Source organism: Streptomyces longisporus, assembly GCF_039532765.1.
In the GTDB taxonomy this organism is placed as follows: domain Bacteria; phylum Actinomycetota; class Actinomycetes; order Streptomycetales; family Streptomycetaceae; genus Streptomyces; species Streptomyces longisporus.
This window is the reverse complement of record NZ_BAAASG010000024.1, coordinates 190,724-205,905: the sequence shown is the minus strand read 5'-3', so window position 1 is coordinate 205,905 and position 15,182 is coordinate 190,724. Positions and strand designations below refer to the sequence as shown.

At 72.0% G+C, this 15,182-nt stretch carries 14 protein-coding genes; 1 reads left to right on the top strand and 13 read right to left on the bottom strand.

Annotated features, from left to right (window positions below):
- Positions 1 to 19 precede the first annotated feature (19 nt).
- From ABD355_RS38830 to fmt, 13 genes are all read right to left on the bottom strand, one after another.
- Positions 20 to 808 (bottom strand): carbon-nitrogen hydrolase family protein, encoded by a 789-nt coding sequence (locus ABD355_RS38830; RefSeq protein WP_344405814.1) that lies wholly within the window; start codon positions 806 to 808, stop codon positions 20 to 22.
- A 262-nt stretch (positions 809 to 1,070) separates the two neighbouring features.
- Positions 1,071 to 1,448, bottom strand: a complete 378-nt coding sequence (locus ABD355_RS38825; protein WP_344405813.1) for a DUF742 domain-containing protein — start codon at positions 1,446 to 1,448, stop codon at positions 1,071 to 1,073.
- Positions 1,445 to 3,382 carry a sensor histidine kinase gene (locus tag ABD355_RS38820; RefSeq protein ID WP_344405812.1) on the bottom strand — a complete coding sequence of 646 codons (1,938 nt, stop codon included), beginning with the start codon at positions 3,380 to 3,382 and terminating at the stop codon, positions 1,445 to 1,447. Before ABD355_RS38820 ends, ABD355_RS38825 begins: the two co-directional genes overlap by 4 nt.
- A gap of 57 nt (positions 3,383 to 3,439) precedes the next feature.
- Complete coding sequence (locus ABD355_RS38815; protein WP_344405811.1) at positions 3,440 to 4,648, bottom strand: MFS transporter; 1,209 nt, start codon at positions 4,646 to 4,648, stop codon at positions 3,440 to 3,442.
- Between the two features lie 386 nt (positions 4,649 to 5,034).
- Complete coding sequence (locus ABD355_RS38810) at positions 5,035 to 5,487, bottom strand: Lrp/AsnC family transcriptional regulator (protein WP_030946804.1); 453 nt, start codon at positions 5,485 to 5,487, stop codon at positions 5,035 to 5,037.
- Between the two features lie 10 nt (positions 5,488 to 5,497).
- On the bottom strand, positions 5,498 to 7,000 hold the full coding sequence (locus tag ABD355_RS38805; RefSeq protein ID WP_344405809.1) for an amino acid permease: 1,503 nt from the start codon (positions 6,998 to 7,000) through the stop codon (positions 5,498 to 5,500).
- A gap of 233 nt (positions 7,001 to 7,233) precedes the next feature.
- Entirely contained in the window at positions 7,234 to 7,722 is a 489-nt protein-coding gene (locus tag ABD355_RS38800; RefSeq protein ID WP_344405808.1) for a GNAT family N-acetyltransferase, read from the bottom strand.
- Between the two features lie 73 nt (positions 7,723 to 7,795).
- On the bottom strand, positions 7,796 to 9,238 hold the full coding sequence (locus tag ABD355_RS38795) for a GuaB1 family IMP dehydrogenase-related protein (RefSeq protein WP_344405904.1): 1,443 nt from the start codon (positions 9,236 to 9,238) through the stop codon (positions 7,796 to 7,798).
- Positions 9,239 to 9,369: 131 nt separating this feature from the next.
- Complete coding sequence (locus ABD355_RS38790) at positions 9,370 to 9,681, bottom strand: barstar family protein (RefSeq protein WP_344405807.1); 312 nt, start codon at positions 9,679 to 9,681, stop codon at positions 9,370 to 9,372.
- 46 nt (positions 9,682 to 9,727) lie between these two features.
- Positions 9,728 to 10,771: a sugar-binding domain-containing protein gene (locus tag ABD355_RS38785; RefSeq protein ID WP_115909369.1), complete on the bottom strand. Its 1,044-nt coding sequence runs from the start codon at positions 10,769 to 10,771 to the stop codon at positions 9,728 to 9,730.
- A 78-nt stretch (positions 10,772 to 10,849) separates the two neighbouring features.
- Positions 10,850 to 11,536 carry a ribulose-phosphate 3-epimerase gene (gene rpe, locus ABD355_RS38780; protein WP_344405806.1) on the bottom strand — a complete coding sequence of 229 codons (687 nt, stop codon included), beginning with the start codon at positions 11,534 to 11,536 and terminating at the stop codon, positions 10,850 to 10,852.
- Positions 11,537 to 11,814: 278 nt separating this feature from the next.
- Entirely contained in the window at positions 11,815 to 13,242 is a 1,428-nt protein-coding gene (locus ABD355_RS38775; RefSeq protein ID WP_344405805.1) for an RsmB/NOP family class I SAM-dependent RNA methyltransferase, read from the bottom strand.
- Between the two features lie 64 nt (positions 13,243 to 13,306).
- Entirely contained in the window at positions 13,307 to 14,239 is a 933-nt protein-coding gene (gene fmt, locus ABD355_RS38770; RefSeq protein ID WP_344405804.1) for a methionyl-tRNA formyltransferase, read from the bottom strand.
- Positions 14,240 to 14,484: 245 nt separating this feature from the next.
- Here fmt and ABD355_RS38765 point away from each other — a divergent pair, with 245 nt between their 5' ends.
- Entirely contained in the window at positions 14,485 to 15,027 is a 543-nt protein-coding gene (locus tag ABD355_RS38765; protein WP_099927436.1) for a hypothetical protein, read from the top strand.
- The last annotated feature ends 155 nt before the right edge of the window (positions 15,028 to 15,182 follow it).

Genomic DNA, 15,182 nt, shown 5'->3' with positions numbered 1-15,182 from the left:
CGAGTACGGGGTGAGGGGTTCAGACGAGGGACCCGTAGAGGCCGGGCCGGCGGTCCTTCAGGTACGGGTTCGCCTCGCGGGAGGCGGCGAGGAAGGCGGGGTCGGCATCGGCGAACACCAGCTCCTCGCCGCGTCCGGCGCGGGCGCGGGCGACCCCGTCCGGACCGGCCAGCGCGGAGAGCCCGACGAAGTCGAACTCCCCTTCCTGACCGACCCGGTTGACGTACGCGACGTACAGCTGGTTCTCCCAGGCCCGGACCGGGATCATCGACTCGGCGACGAACTGGAACGGATGCATCTGGGCCGTCGGCACGACGAGCAGGTCGGTGCCGGCCAGGGCGTGGGCGCGGACGTTCTCCGGGAACTCGACGTCGTAGCAGATCATGAGGCCGACGGTGAGCCCGCCGAACTCGGCCTGGACGACCGGCTGCTCGCCCGGCGTGAAGTGGTCGCGCTCGAAGCAGCCGAAGAGGTGGGTCTTGCGGTAGTTCGCAAGACGGATGCCCTCGGCGGAGATCATCTGCGCGGAGTTGAAGACGGTCTCCCCGTCCCGCTCCGGATACCCGTACGCGATCGCGAGCCCGTGCCGCCCGGCGATGTCGGCGATCGCGTCCGCGGACTCACCGTCGGCCGGCTCGGCGAGGCGGCCGATGTCGTCGCCGATCGCGTACCCGGTCAGGAACATCTCCGGCGCGGCCAGCAGCAGGGCACCCGCGGCAGCGGCACGCCCGGCAGCCGCGTCGAGCACCTTGAGGTTATCGCCGACGGACCCGGGACGACCGGAGCTCTGGAGCAGGGCGGTACGCATGCGTGTTCCTCAGCGATACGGAGGGGTTCGGGGGCCATTTAGACGGTACGGTCGCAGGGCCGGGCCCAGCAAGAAGAACCCGTTGCGCGCTGGTGAGCGGTTCGTTGCGTACACCACCACGCAGACGACGATTCGTTGCGCCCTTCTGCTGCCGGGCCCCTGAGCGCCCCTTCAGCCGCCGGGTCCTGCAGCTCCCGCAGGGGCGCGGGGAACTGCGTGACAAGCCACGACGCGCCCGCAGACAACGACGATCCCGCCCGCGCTAAAGCTCACGCAACCGCTCAATGATCTCCCGCAGCAATGCGGGATCATCCGCGGCCCCGCCCGCATCCACGCGCCGCGGCGCATCAACCCGCACAAGCCCGGCGGCGGCCAGATCCCCCAGCAACACCCGCAGCACCGTCAGCGGCAGATCCGCATCCGCGGCAAGCTCCACCACCGGCCGGGACCGACCCCGGACCAGCGCAAGCAGTGCGGCCCCGGCATGGTCGACCCCCGACCGCACCTCCCCGTCCACGGCGGTGACCCGTGCCATCAGGTCGATGCGATGCCCGTCGGAGGGGCGGGTCCGCCCCCTGGTGACGGTGTACGGCCGCACCATCGCCCCGGTCTCGTCCTCGTACCAGTGCTCGTCACTCACGGCAGGGACGCCCGCACCGCCACGCCCTCCTCCGCCAGCACGCCCTCCGGCAGGGTCACCACCGCCGTCGTCCCGCCGTACGGCGACGGGCCGAACGCCACCTCGATCCCGTGCCGGGCGGCGAGGCGCCCCACGACGTACAGCCCGAGCCTGTCGTGCCGGGTCGGGTCGAAACCGCCGGGATCCCCGATCGTCCGTTCCGCCTCCTCCAGCTGCCCGGCGTCGAACCCGAGCCCCCGGTCGTCGATCTGCAGGACGAAGCCGCCGTCGGCCCGGGCGGTGCGCATGGTCACACGGGTGTCCGGCGGTGAGAAGACCGTGGCGTTCTCGACGAGCTCGGCGATCAGATGCACGACGTCGGCGACGGCGTCCGCCGCGACGCCCACCGCGGGCGTCGGCGGCACCTCCACCCGGGCGTACGCCTCGATCTCACCGACCGCGGAGGCGACGACGTCGGCGACGGGCACCGGGCGCCGCCATCTGCGGCCGGGCGCCGAGCCGGAGAGGACGATCAGGTTCTCGGCGTGGCGCCGCATCCGGGTGGTGAGGTGGTCGATGCGGAAGAGCTGTTCCAGAACGTCCGGGTCGTCCGTGCGCCGCTCCAGCGTGTCGACGAGCTTCAGCTGCCGGTGCACGAGCGACTGGTTGCGGCGGGCGATGTTGAGCAGCACCGCGGAGAGCCCACGGCGCAGGTCGGCCTGCTGTACGGCCGCCTCGACGGCCGCGAGGCGCGCCGCGTTGAAGGACCGCCCCACGTCGCCGATCTCGTCGGCGCCCGCCTCCCCGTCGGCGAGCGGCGGCGCCTCGGTGACCGCGTCCACGTCCTCGCCCGCACTCAGCCTGGCCATGACGTCGGGCAGTTGGCTGGTGGCCAGCAGATCGGCGGCATCCCGCAGCGCCTCAAGGCGCCGCGAGATCCGCCGCGCACCCCGCACCGCGAACCACAGCGACAGCCCTACGGCAGCCAGTCCCACCACTCCGACCACGACGGCCCTCGTCAGCTGCCGGTAGGCGAACTCCCGCCCCCGCCCGGCGGAGTTCATGGCGGACCGGGTGCACAGCCGCATGTACTGCTTGACCGCCCGGTCGGTGGTGGAGCGCCAGGAGTCGGCCCCGACGGCGTCGCCCGCGCCCGCCGCTCCGGCCCGCAGCAGCGCGTCCTCGCTCGTCACCAGCCTTCGGTGCAGCTGCCCGCGCTGGAACGCCACGAACAGCGCCCGCGAGTCGCCCGGCAGGTCCGGCACATACGTCCGCTCGAAGACCCGCCGGTCCTCGACGGTCGCCGTGAGCATGTCGTACTGCCGGTCGGTCAGGGTCCCGGCGGCCCGCGCCCCGGCGACCAGCGCGTCCTCCCGCGAGACGAACTCCCGTACCCGGACCAGCTCGACGACGACCTGGGCCTCCCGCGCGAGCTGCCCGGCCTGCAGGGCGGTGAGCGTCGACTCGACGTCGAAGCCGGGTTCCACCAGCGCGCTGTACTCGCTCACCGCCCGGTCCCAGGAGATGTCCCGGGACAGCACCCGCTCCCGCAACCCCTCCAGCCTGCCGGCGGTCGTGACCATGGCGTCCAGCGCCTGCCGCTGCCGGGCGGAGAGCAGGCCGCGGTCCCCGGAGCGGATCGCGTCGCGCATGGCGTCCACGGCCCGGTCCGTACGGCGCTGCTGCTCCAGCAGGCCGGCGACGGGCGGCGTACGGCTGTCCGTGCCCAAGTACGCGGCGGACAGCCGCCGTTCGATCTGGATCTGCCCGATCGCCGTGTCGACGGGGGTGCCGAACTCCTCGTAGACGCCCTGCACCCGGACGAGCGCGCGCAGCTCCCCGGTGACGGAGACCATGGCGAAGCTCCACAGCACCAGCAGCGCCAGCGCGGGAGCGAACGCGAGCGCGACGATCCGGGCGCGTACCGTGCTGGGACGGCCGATGAGCCGGCGCATGCTCCCTCCCCCGGAGTTACTCGCCAGTGCTACCCGTCGGTAACGACGCCGCACAACCTACGGGAAGCTTCGCCGGGTCCGCAACGGCCACTTGAGCACCAGCAGCATCGCCGTCACCAGATAAGGCACCGCGAACAGCGCGAACGCGGTGCTGTGCGCGGCGCTCGTCTCGATCGCCGCGTAGCCGCCGTACGCCGCGACCGTGGCCAGGTCGTTGCCCAGGCCCGCGACCGAGGTCAGGGTGGCCCGGCGGGCGTCGTCGATGCGCTGCTGGAGGCGGACGTCGGCCAGTACGGTCGCCAGCTGGAAGCCGCCGAAGGCGAGGGCGAGCAGGACGAGGCCGCCCGGGGTACGGGCCGCGGCGCCCACCGCCATGGCGAGGGCGGCCACCACGAGGACAGCCGCCAGTCCCGCCGTACCCATGCGTTCCCAGGGCCCGGCCAGCACGCCCCCGGCGGTCGCTCCCGCCCAGATCAGCAGGAGCAGATAGGGGACCGTCGTCTCCGCCACGCCGGTGTCCCGCACCAGCAGCGGCGTGTACTCGTCGAGCGCCCCCCACACGGCCCCCACCGCCGGGACGAGCAGGAGCGCTCCGCGCAGCGACCGGTCGCTGCGGACCGCGGTGAGCCCCTGCCGCAGGGTCGTGGACCAGGCCTCCGCGTCGGCCTTCGGCACCGCCCGGTCCTCGGGGAACCGGGTCGCCGTCGCGGCGCTCGCCAGACAGGCCAGCACGCTCGCCGCTCCTACGGCGGGGTAGCCGCCCCAGGCGAACACCGGTCCCGCGAGCGCCATGGCCGCCATGATCGCGACATGTCCGGCAGCCCGTGCCCGGCCCATGATCCTGGCGTACCGGTCGGCCTCACCGAGCCGTTCCAGTCCCTCGTACACCAGCGCCTCCAGCGCACCGGAGCCGAGCGCTCCGCGGGCGCCCCACAGGACGAAGCCCAGGGCGAAGGCCCAGTACGACGGGGTGAGCACCCACAGGGTGAAGCCGGCCGCGGTCAGCAGCGGGCCGAGCCAGAGCAGCAGCCGCCGGGAGACGGCGTCGGCCCAGGCGCCGGAGGGCAACTCCAGAACGACGCCCGTGATCGACCAGAGGACGAAGAGGGAGGAGATCTGCCAGACGGACAGACCGGTGTCGCTGAACAGCAGCGTGTACACCGGGTAGAGCAGGACGAAGTCGTCGAGGAACGCGTAGCCGTACAGCGCGGCCGTGAGCCGGCGGACGCCGGCGGTGACGGGCACGCGCGCAGGTGAGAGTGTCATGAGGCCTTCCCGCAGGGACGGATCGGATGCCGGAGGTACGGCGTCCGAGGCGGCCCTCGGGAGGCACGGCTGGTGGATCAATGTCGCCAAGTCATGGCACCGATGGTAGGCGCCTGCGGCGATCCCGTCCGGTGATTAGGGCCTGTCGGCTGGATCAGGTCGGCTGTAGCCAACGGCACTTCCCGGCTGCCCCGAGCGGGGTCATGGGGGTCCCCCGCTCGAGCGAAGCCGAGAGTGGGGGAGCGAGCAGCTGCAAGGCGGAGGAGGGAGTAGACGCGGGGCGTCGGCGAGTGACGACAACGCCGCTGGGGGTCCCCCACGCCCTTAAGGCAGTGGCGGAGTGCGTGCCAGACCGCGCGACGCCGGGCTGATCCAAACGACGGGCCCTAAGTCGGCGACCCCGACGAGAAGCGGCGCAGCAGCGGCGACAGCACCAGCACGGACTTGGTGCGCTCGACGAACGGCTCCCCTGCGATGCGCTCCAGGACCCGTTCGAAGTGGCGCATGTCGGAGGCGAAGACCTGGACGATCGCGTCCGCGTCGCCGGTGACCGTGGAGGCGGCCACGACCTCCTGGTAGCGCTCCAGACCCCGCCGGATGACCTCCGGCGAGGTGTTGTGCCGGCAGTAGATCTCGACGAACCCCTCGGTCTCCCAGCCGAGCGCCCCCGGGTCGACCCGTACGGTGAAGCCGGTGATGGCGCCGGTGGCGCGCAGCCGGTCCACGCGCCGCTTCACGGCGGGCGCGGACAGGCCGACGAGCTGCCCGATGTCCGCGTAGGAGCGGCGGGCGTCCTCGGCGAGGGCGTGCACGATGCGTTCGTCGAGATCGTTCAGCACTGCTGGTGGTTCACTTCTCTGGAGTCGCGAGTACGTCTGGAGTTGCGAGTTCTGCTCGCGTGGCAAGACGGGAGCGGCGATAGCCGTACCCGAAGTAGAACACGAGCCCGACCGCCATCCAGACCCCGAAGACCACCCAGGTGACGGCGGACAGGCTGCCCATCATCCAGACGCAGAACGCGAAGCCCACGGCGGGCAGGACCGGGGAGAGCGGCACCCGGAAGGTACGGGGCATGTTCGGCCGGGTCCGGCGCAGCACCACGACGGCGATGTTGACCAGGGCGAAGGCGAAGAGGGTGCCGATGCTGGTGGCGTCGGCGAGCTGGCCGAGCGGGATGGCGGCGGCGAGGACTCCGCAGAACAGGGAGACGATGACCGTTCCGGCGCGGGGCGCTCCGGTCTTCGGGTGAACCTTGCCGAACACCTTGGGGACCAGCCCGTCCCGGGACATCGCGAAGAGGATGCGGGTCTGGCCGTAGAGCACGGTCAGCACGACGCTCGCGATGGCGATGACGGCGCAGGCGGCGAGCAGGGTGCCCCAGAAGGACTGGCCGGTGACGTCGCGCATGATCTGGGCGAGCGCGGCCTCCGAGTCGTTGAACCGGCGCCAGGGCTTGGCGCCGACGGCGACGGCGGCGACGAGCACGTACAGCGCGGTGACGATCACGAGCGACAGCATGATGGCCCGGGGCAGGTCCCGCTGGGCGTTCTTGGCCTCTTCGCCCGCGGTGGAGGCGGCGTCGAAGCCGATGTAGGAGAAGAAGAGCGTGGCACCGGCAGCGCTCACGCCCGCCATGCCGAGCGGCATGAAGTGCGCGTAGTTCCCGGACCTGAAGCCCTGGATGCCGATGGCGCAGAACAGCACCAGCGCGGCGATCTTCACACAGACCATGATCGTGTTGGCGCGGGCGGACTCCCGGGCGCCGCCCAGCAGAAATGCCATGGCCAGCAGCACGACGATCAGCGCGGGCAGGTTGAAGATGCCGCCGTCGCCGGGTGGGGCGGACAGCGCGGCCGGGATGGTGACGCCTATGGTCCCGTCCAGCAGTTCGTTGAGGTACTCGCCCCAGCCGACGGCCACGGCGGCGACCGAGACGCCGTACTCCAGGACCAGACACCAGCCGCAGATCCAGGCGATCAGCTCGCCCATCGTTGCGTATGCATACGAGTACGAGGACCCGGCGACCGGGATGCTGCCCGCCAGCTCGGCATAGGAGAGGGCCGAGAAGAGCGCGGTCAGACCGGCGATCACAAAGGACAGGGTGACGGCGGGACCGGCCTTGGGCACGGCCTCGCCGAGGACCACGAAGATGCCGGTGCCGAGGGTGGCGCCGATGCTGATCATGGTGAGCTGCCACAGCCCGAGGGAGCGGCGCAGGGCCCCTCCCTCGCCCTGGCCGCCCTCTGCGACCAGGCGTTCCACGGGCTTGCGACGCATGAGGCGCGCGCCGACGCCCAGCGGAGGTGGGGCGTTCGTGGTGCGGTCCTGCGGGGGTGCGCCTTGATCGAGCACGCGCTGACTCCTTCGTCACTGCGGTCAGGGCGGCGGGGACCGGCGGCATCCCTGCGCGAGCAGGGACCCACCGAGCGGGGTCCCTGCCACGCCACGTACAGGGCATGACCCTACGGGGCAGGCCTTCGCAGGCGAAATGCAGCAACCTTGCGCATACGTGCAAGTTCGTTGCGTGCATCGCATCCCGGCGGGCGTTCGTTGCACGGGGCTTGCCGAGCGTTGCGTACGGCTGCTCAGTGCAGCTCCTTCACCAGGAAGGTGCAGGCGTCGACGCACTCGCGCTCGGCGCCGTCCGCGTCGACGTACGTATAGCGGTCGAGGTAGTCCGTCACCGGGCGATACCCGAGCCGCGCGTACAGCGCGGCCGCCCGCGGGTTGTCCCTGCCGACACCGATGCCGACGACCGGCAGGGCCCGCTCCCGGGCCAACTCCTCGGCGGCTCGGATCAGTCGGGTGCCGATCCCGCGTGAGCGGAGGTGCTCGGGCCAGACACCCAGCCCGCCGATCTCGGGGCAGTCCACGGCGACTTCGGGCGCCTCGCAGCCGATCCAGCGCAGCTCCGTGTGCCCCACGGGCCGGCCCTCCAGCCAGGCGAGCAGATACGTGCAGTCACCCGCCTCCTGCCGGGCGAAGCGCCGAGCGTGGAAGGAGGTGAGTCCCGGCGAGGGCATGTACTCGTCGAGCAGCACCACATCGGCGGCCCGGCAGACTGTGATCTCCATGCCCTCGACGGTAGGGCCCGGACATGCCGACGGCCCCCGAATTTCAACGGGGGCCGTCGGCAAGGGACTTGGCTCAGCTCCAGCTGGCGTGCAGCGGCTTGCCCTCCGCGTAGCCGGCCGCGCTCTGGATGCCGACCACCGCCTTCTCGGCGAACTCCTGCAGGGAGTTCGCACCGGCGTAGGTGCAGGAGGAGCGGACGCCCGCGATGATCGAGTCGATCAGGTCCTCCACGCCGGGACGGGCCGGGTCGAGGAACATCCGGGAGGTGGAGATGCCCTCCTCGAACAGCGCCTTGCGGGCGCGGTCGTACGCCGACTCCTCCGACGTACGGTTGCGGACCGCCCGCGCGGAGGCCATGCCGAACGACTCCTTGTACAGGCGGCCGTTCGCGTCCTGCTGCAGATCGCCCGGGGACTCGTAGGTGCCCGCGAACCACGAGCCGATCATCACGTTCGACGCACCGGCCGCCAGGGCCATGGCGACGTCGCGCGGGTGCCGGACGCCGCCGTCGGCCCACACGTGCTTGCCGTACTTCCTCGCCTCGGCCGCGCACTCCAGGACCGCGGAGAACTGCGGGCGGCCGACACCGGTCATCATGCGGGTGGTGCACATCGCGCCGGGGCCGACACCGACCTTGATGATGTCCGCGCCCGCCTCGATCAGGTCGCGCACACCCTCGGCGGCGACGATGTTGCCGGCGACGATCGGGACCTGCGGGTCGAGGGCGCGCACCACCTTGATGGCGCTGATCATCGACTCCTGGTGGCCGTGCGCCGTGTCGATGACGAGCGTGTCCACGCCCGCGTCCAGCAGCTGCTTGGCCTTGCCCGCGACATCGCCGTTGATGCCCACGGCGGCGGCGATGCGCAGCCTGCCCTGCGCGTCGGTGGCGGGCGTGTACAGCGTGGCGCGCAGGGCGCCCTTGCGGGTGAGGATGCCGGCGAGCCTGCCGTCGGTGTCGACGGCGGGCGCGTAGCGGCGGTTGGCGTGGTCGAGCCGGTTGAACGCCTCACGCGGGTCGATGTCCGCGTCCAGGAGCAGCAGATCCCGGGACATGACGACCTCGAGCTGCGTGAAGCGGTCCACGCCGGTCAGGTCCTGGTCGGTGACGACGCCGACCGGCCGGCCGTCCTCGTCGACGACCACGCCGGCGTTGTGCGCACGCTTGGGCAGCAGGGCCAGCGCATCGGCGACGGTCTGGTGCGGGGCCAGCACGATCGGGGTGTCCAGGACGAGGTGGCGGCTCTTCACCCAGGAGACGACCTCGGTGACGACCTCGATCGGAATGTCCTGGGGGATGACGACGAGGCCACCGCGCCGGGCCATCGTCTCGGCCATGCGACGGCCGGCGATGGCGGTCATGTTGGCGACGACCAGCGGGATCGTGGTGCCCGTGCCGTCCGGGGAGCTGAGGTCCACACCCTGCCGCGAGCCGACCGCACTGCGGCTCGGGACCATGAAGACGTCGTCGTACGTCAGGTCGTACGCGGGCTGGATGTCGTTGAGGAAACGCACGTGCTGCACATCCCAGTCGATCAGAGGTGGCCCCCGGACAGGTCAGCCAGGGGGAAGAGCACGTACTTCATTGTCCCATGTCGACCGGAATGCGATACACGGGCAGATCATCCAGGCAGGTCACAGGGCCCTTAGGAGGTTCCTCCAAGGGCGAGTGCCACAGTGAGGGCCGGCATCCGGTCCATGGCCGCGGAGAACACCTCTCGCGCGGCCTCCCACTCCTTGGGGCGCACCTTCGCGTACGACTGCCAGTTCCGTACGACCACGAGCAGTCCGTCCGCTGCTCCCTCGGGCCAGACCGAGATGTCGCTGAGGCTGTCGACGAGCGCGTCCCAGTTGCGGCCGAACCAACCGGGCAGCCGGAGGGCGTCCACGCAGCGGTCCATCAGGCCCGCCTTGTCCGTGACCCCGTCGAGGTCCAGCGTGACCACGAGTTCCGCCATCTCAGTACCGCCCCGAACGGATCTTGGCACTTTCCCTGACCACCTGTCAGATCCCGTCCGGATCGGCCCTGTTGAGCGCCGGCTTCGGCGTCGGGCCCGCCGTCATCAGGACGTCCGCGGCCGATGTGTCCGTCACCAGGCTGGTGACCAGCCCGGAGCGCAGCACCGCGTCGATGGCGGACGCCTTGCGCGCCCCGCCCGCGATCGCGACGACCTCGGGGATACGGCGGAGCTGGTCGGCCTTGACGGTGATGCACCGCTCGCCGAGGTCCCGGCCGACCCGGCGGCCCTGGCCGTCGAAGAGGTGCGCGGACATCTCGGCGGCGACACCGAGCGAGGCGTAGTGCGCGCGCTCCTCGTCGCTGAGCATGTCGTGCACCGTCGAGATGCCGGGCTCCCAGGAGCCGATGGAGACGCAGGCGACGGTGACCTTGTCGAAGTACTCGAAGGCCCGGGCGATCCCGGTCTGGTTGCGCAGCGCGGCCGCGGTCGCCGCGTCCGGCAGCAGCATCGGGGCGTAGATGGGGTGGGCGTCGCCGCCGGAGACCTGGGCGGCGCGGCGCACGGCCTCGACGGAGCCGCGCTCGGCGGTCCCGGCGTCGTACACGCCCGTCAGCTGCACCACCGTGCACGGCGGCAGCCGGTCCAGGGCCGCGGCCATGTGGATGGTGGAGCGGCCCCAGGCAAGGCCCAGCACATCGCCCTCGTTGACGAGCTCGCCGAGCAGGTCCGCGGCCACCTCACCGAGGTTTTCCGGGTCGGGCGTCTCCTCGGCCTCGGCCGGGGACTCCACCACGACGGCGTGCCTGAGGCCGTAGCGGGCGCGCAGCGCGTCGGAGCGCTCGGCGTCCAGCTCGGCCGGGACGCGGATCTCGATGCGTACGAGATCCCGTTCGAGAGCCGTCTCCAGGACCCGGGCCACCTTGAAGCGGCTGACGCCGAACTCCTCCGCGATCTGGATCTTGGACTTGCCCTCGAGGTAGAAGCGGCGGGCCATGGCCGCCGCCTGCACCAGCTCAGCGGGTCCCATCCGCACTGCTGACCGGCCCGCCGACATACCCGACACGGCGATCTCCTCACTGCTGTTCACACTCTGGATTCGCCGTTCATCCTTGCAGATTCGGCGCACTTGATCCGCCCTGATGGGCGCCGTTCACGTTGTCTTGGCTCAGTGGTCGCACGCCCAGCTCGCCCTGGCGGTCACCGTCTCCGCCTGGGTGCGCAGTGCACGTACCGCGTGCGCCGGGTCCTCCGCTCCGTACACCGCCGAACCCGCGACGAAGACATCCGCGCCGGCCTCGGCGCAGCGCTCGATGGTGGAGGCGGAGACTCCGCCGTCCACCTGGAGCCACAGTTCGAGGCCGTGCTTGCTGATCAGCTCGCGGGTGCGGCGGATCTTGGGAAGCATGATGTCGAGGAACGCCTGCCCGCCGAAGCCAGGCTCGACCGTCATGATCAGCAGCATGTCGAGCTCGGGGAGCAGGTCCTCGTACGGCTCGATGGGCGTGGCGGGCTTCAGGGCCATGGAGGCGCGGGCGCCCTTGGCCCGGATCTCCCGGGCGAGCCGGACCGGCGCGGCGGCCGCCTCGACGTGGAAGGTGACGGAGGAGGCCCCCGCTTCGACGTACTGCGGGGCCCAGCGATCGGGGGCCTCGATCATCAGATGGCAGTCCAGAGGGGTGTCCGTCGCACGGGCCAGGGACTCTACGACCGGCACGCCGAGCGTGAGGTTCGGGACGAAATGGTTGTCCATGACGTCGACGTGGAGCCAGTCGGCTCCTTCGACCGCCTTCGCCTCGTCCGCGAGGCGGGCGAAGTCGGCGGACAGGATGCTGGGGTTGATCTGCACGGCCATGACCCAAGCCTGCCATGTCCGGGCACGTTTGTTCGCGCCGGTCCGGACCTGAGACGTTCATACGATGGTGAGGACGGCGCTCCGGGCAGCTTCATGGGCTGGCGGGGCCCCGTTCCGAGTCCTCGTCGTCTCCACCGCGGCCATCGCGCCGATCGCCCGTGCGGTCCCGCGCGGCGGCCCGGCCGAGCACGCGGGATCGGTCCGCTCCGAGCCGAACGCGCTGCGCGCCGCCCGTGGCCGGTACCGGCCGCCCGCGCCACCACGACGGCTCCGGGAAGTCAGCCGGTTCTCCGGATGAGCGCCAGATACATCGCGTCGGTTCCGTGCAGATGCGGCCACAGCTGTACGTCGGGGCCGTCACCGAGGTCCGGTACGCCCGGCAGCAGAGGCCGCGCGTCGATCAGCTCGGCCGCGGGGTGCTGCTTGAGCAGGTCGTCGACGACGGCCCTGGTCTCGGCGAGATGCGGCGAGCAGGTGGCGTAGCCGACGACACCGCCGACGCGTACGGCCTCCAGCGCGGTGCGCAGCAGGGCGCGCTGCAGCGGCCCGAAGCCGTCCAGGTCCTCGGGACGGCGCCGCCAGCGCGCCTCGGGCCGCCGGCGCAGCGCGCCGAGCCCGGTGCAGGGCACGTCCATCAGGACGCGGTCGAACGAGCCGGGCCGCCACGGCGGGCGGGTGCCGTCCGCGGCGATGACCTGGTACGGCCCGGGGTTGCCGCGCAGGGCCTTGGCCACCAGTCCGGCCCGGTGCGGCTGCTTCTCGGAGGCGAGCAGGGTCGCCCCCCGCTCGGCGGCCAGCGCACCGAGCAGCGCCGCCTTGCCGCCGGGTCCGGCACACCCGTCGAGCCACTTCTCGTCCGGGCCGTCCAGCGGAGCGTTGGCAAGGGCCAGGGCCACGAGCTGGCTGCCTTCGTCCTGTACGCCCGCGCGGCCTTCCCGGACGGCCTCGATCGCGCCGGGCTCACCGCCTTCGCTGAGCCGCACGGCATACGGCGACCAGCGCCCCGCGACGGCGGCCTCCTCCCGGAGCAGCTCCTCGGTCGTGGCCCGCCCGGGGCGCGCGACCAGGGTCACCTCGGGCCGCTCGTTGTCCGCCTCCAGCAGCCGCTCGATGCCGGCCCGGCCGCCGCCGAGGGAGTCCCACAGCGCGGAGACGACCCAGCGCGGATGCGAGTGCACGACGGCCAGATGATCCTCGGGGTCCTCGTCGTAGGGCGGCGCGACGCGCTCGATCCAGGTGTCCAGGTCGTCCTGCGCGACCTTCCGCAGCACGGCGTTGACGAACTTGGCCCGCCCGTCACCGAGCACCACCCGGGCCAGCTCGACGGAGGCGGAGACGGCGGCATGGGTCGGGATCCGCGTCCCGAGCAGCTGGTGCACGCCGAGACTCAGCACATCCAGCACGGGTGGGTCGACCTCGCGCAACGGCCGGTCCACACAGGCGGAGATGACGGCGTCGTACGTCCCCTGCCGCCGCAGCGTCCCGTACACCAGCTCGGTCGCCAGCGCCGCGTCCCGGCCGTCGAACTTGTCGGGTCCCTCCTTCTCCCGCGCCTTGCGCAAGAGCGGCGGCAGCACGAGGTTGGCGTACGCGTCCCGCTCGTCCACGGCCCTCAGCGCCTCGAAGGCGAGGATGCGGACGGGGTCCTTCTTGGGCCGACGGTAGGGCTTGCCGGGCTTGCGGGGCCCACGGGAGGTGTCGCTCACGAAAAAGGTGCTCCGGATGTCTGATGTGGATACGCACCAAGGGTACGTCCCGCTCGCCGGCCCGCTACCCGCCGAGCATCTCCCCCTCCGCGATCCGCACCCCGCGCGCCCAGTCCGCCGCCCGCATCGGCTTCTTGCCCTGGGCCTGCACCCACAGCAGCTCGACGGCGTGCGAACCGGTGCCGACGTGGACGCTGTTCTTGCCGACGGCCATCTGCGCCGGTGCGAGGTCGGTCCGGTCCGGGGCGGGCGTGACCTGGATGAGCTTGAGCCGCTCGCCGCGGAAGGTGGTCCAGGCGCCGGGCGCAGGAGTGCAGCCCCGCACCACCCGGTCGACGCGCAGCGCCGGGGCGGCCCAGTCGACCTGGGCGTCCTCGACGGTGATCTTCGGGGCGAGGGTGATGCCCTCGTTCGGCTGCGGTACGGCCTTGAGGGTGCCGTCCTCGATGCCGTCCATGGTCGCGGCCAGCAGCCCGGCGCCGGCGAAGGCGAGCCGGGTCAGCAGGTCGCCGCTGGTGTCGGTGTGCCGGATCTCCTCGGTGACGGTGCCGTAGACGGGCCCGGAGTCGAGCCCCTCCTCGATGAGGAAGGTGGACGCGCCGGTGATCTCGTCGCCCGCCATGATGGAGTGCTGCACCGGCGCCGCGCCCCGCCAGGCGGGCAGCAGCGAGAAGTGCAGATTGACCCAGCCATGGGCGGGGATGTCGAGCGCGACACGCGGCAGCAGCGCCCCGTAGGCGACGACGGGACAGCAGTCGGGCCCGATCTCCTGCAGCCGCTCGAGGAACTCCGGGTCCCGCGGCTTGAGCGGCCTCAGCACCTCGATCCCGGCCTCCTGCGCCCGCTGCGCCACGGGCGAGGCGACCAGCCTGCGCCCCCGCCCGGCCGGCGCGTCGGGCCGCGTGACGACGGCGGCCACCTCGTGCCGCCCGGAGGCGATGAGAGCGTCCAGAGCGGGAACGGCGACCTCGGGGGTACCGGCGAAGACGAGCTTCATGGGTGGGCGGGGCCTCTCGGACGGGGGCTGTTGTGGCAACGCACAAGTCTATGACCACGCACGGAAGAGCTCGACGCCTGCGCCCGAGGCGCGAACCTGCCTCTTGGGGGGCGTACGCATATGCCCCTACGCCCCCAGACCGTGACCCCCGAAGCAAAAACACGTTGGTCAAGAAAGAGTTGACCACAACGGGCCGCAATCGCGCGGCCCGGATCCTTTTCAACGCCGGTTCGAGAGGCTTGTTCATGGCCGACCACGCAACCCACGACGCCCAGGCTCGGGCCAGCCTGCACTTGCTGGTGCGGGACATCGAGCGGGTCCGCCGGCAGGTGGACGCACTGCGCACGCTCACGGCGCAGTTGGGGAATGTCTACCGCCCGCGCCGCTCCGGCCCCTCCACGGGCTTCGTCGTGTACGGGCGCGCTCCCGCCCCGACGGTCCGTCTCGCGCAGGAGCTGCGGGACAGTGTCGAGACACTCGTCACGGCTGCGGTCGATTTCGACCGCTCCCTCGGCTTCTCGTGGGACGCGGTGGGTTCCGCACTCGGAGTCACCAAGCAGGCGGTGCACCGCCGTTACGGTGCCCGTCGCGCCGCGGCCCAGGCGGCCGCCGAGACCGAGCGGGCCACCGAGCCGGCGGGCTCGCGGACGGTCAGCGTGAACACCGGCATCCCGACGGTGCCGACGGTCCCCGCCGCACGCTCCATGCCGACCCAGCCGACGGCCGGCAGCCCGTCCCTCCGCGACGAGGCCAGGCCCACAGCCTTCCCCGGCCCGCGCAACGGCTGAACCACCTCTCCCCCTGCCCTCCCGGCCCCGGGAGGGCAGTTGCATGTCGGGAAACGAATCGGGGGCGGGGTGGGGCGCGCCTCCGGAAAGGGGCCCACTCGGTCCGAGGCGGGCAGCCACACCCGCAGCGGGAGCTCTCAGGCCGTTCCCCCGCT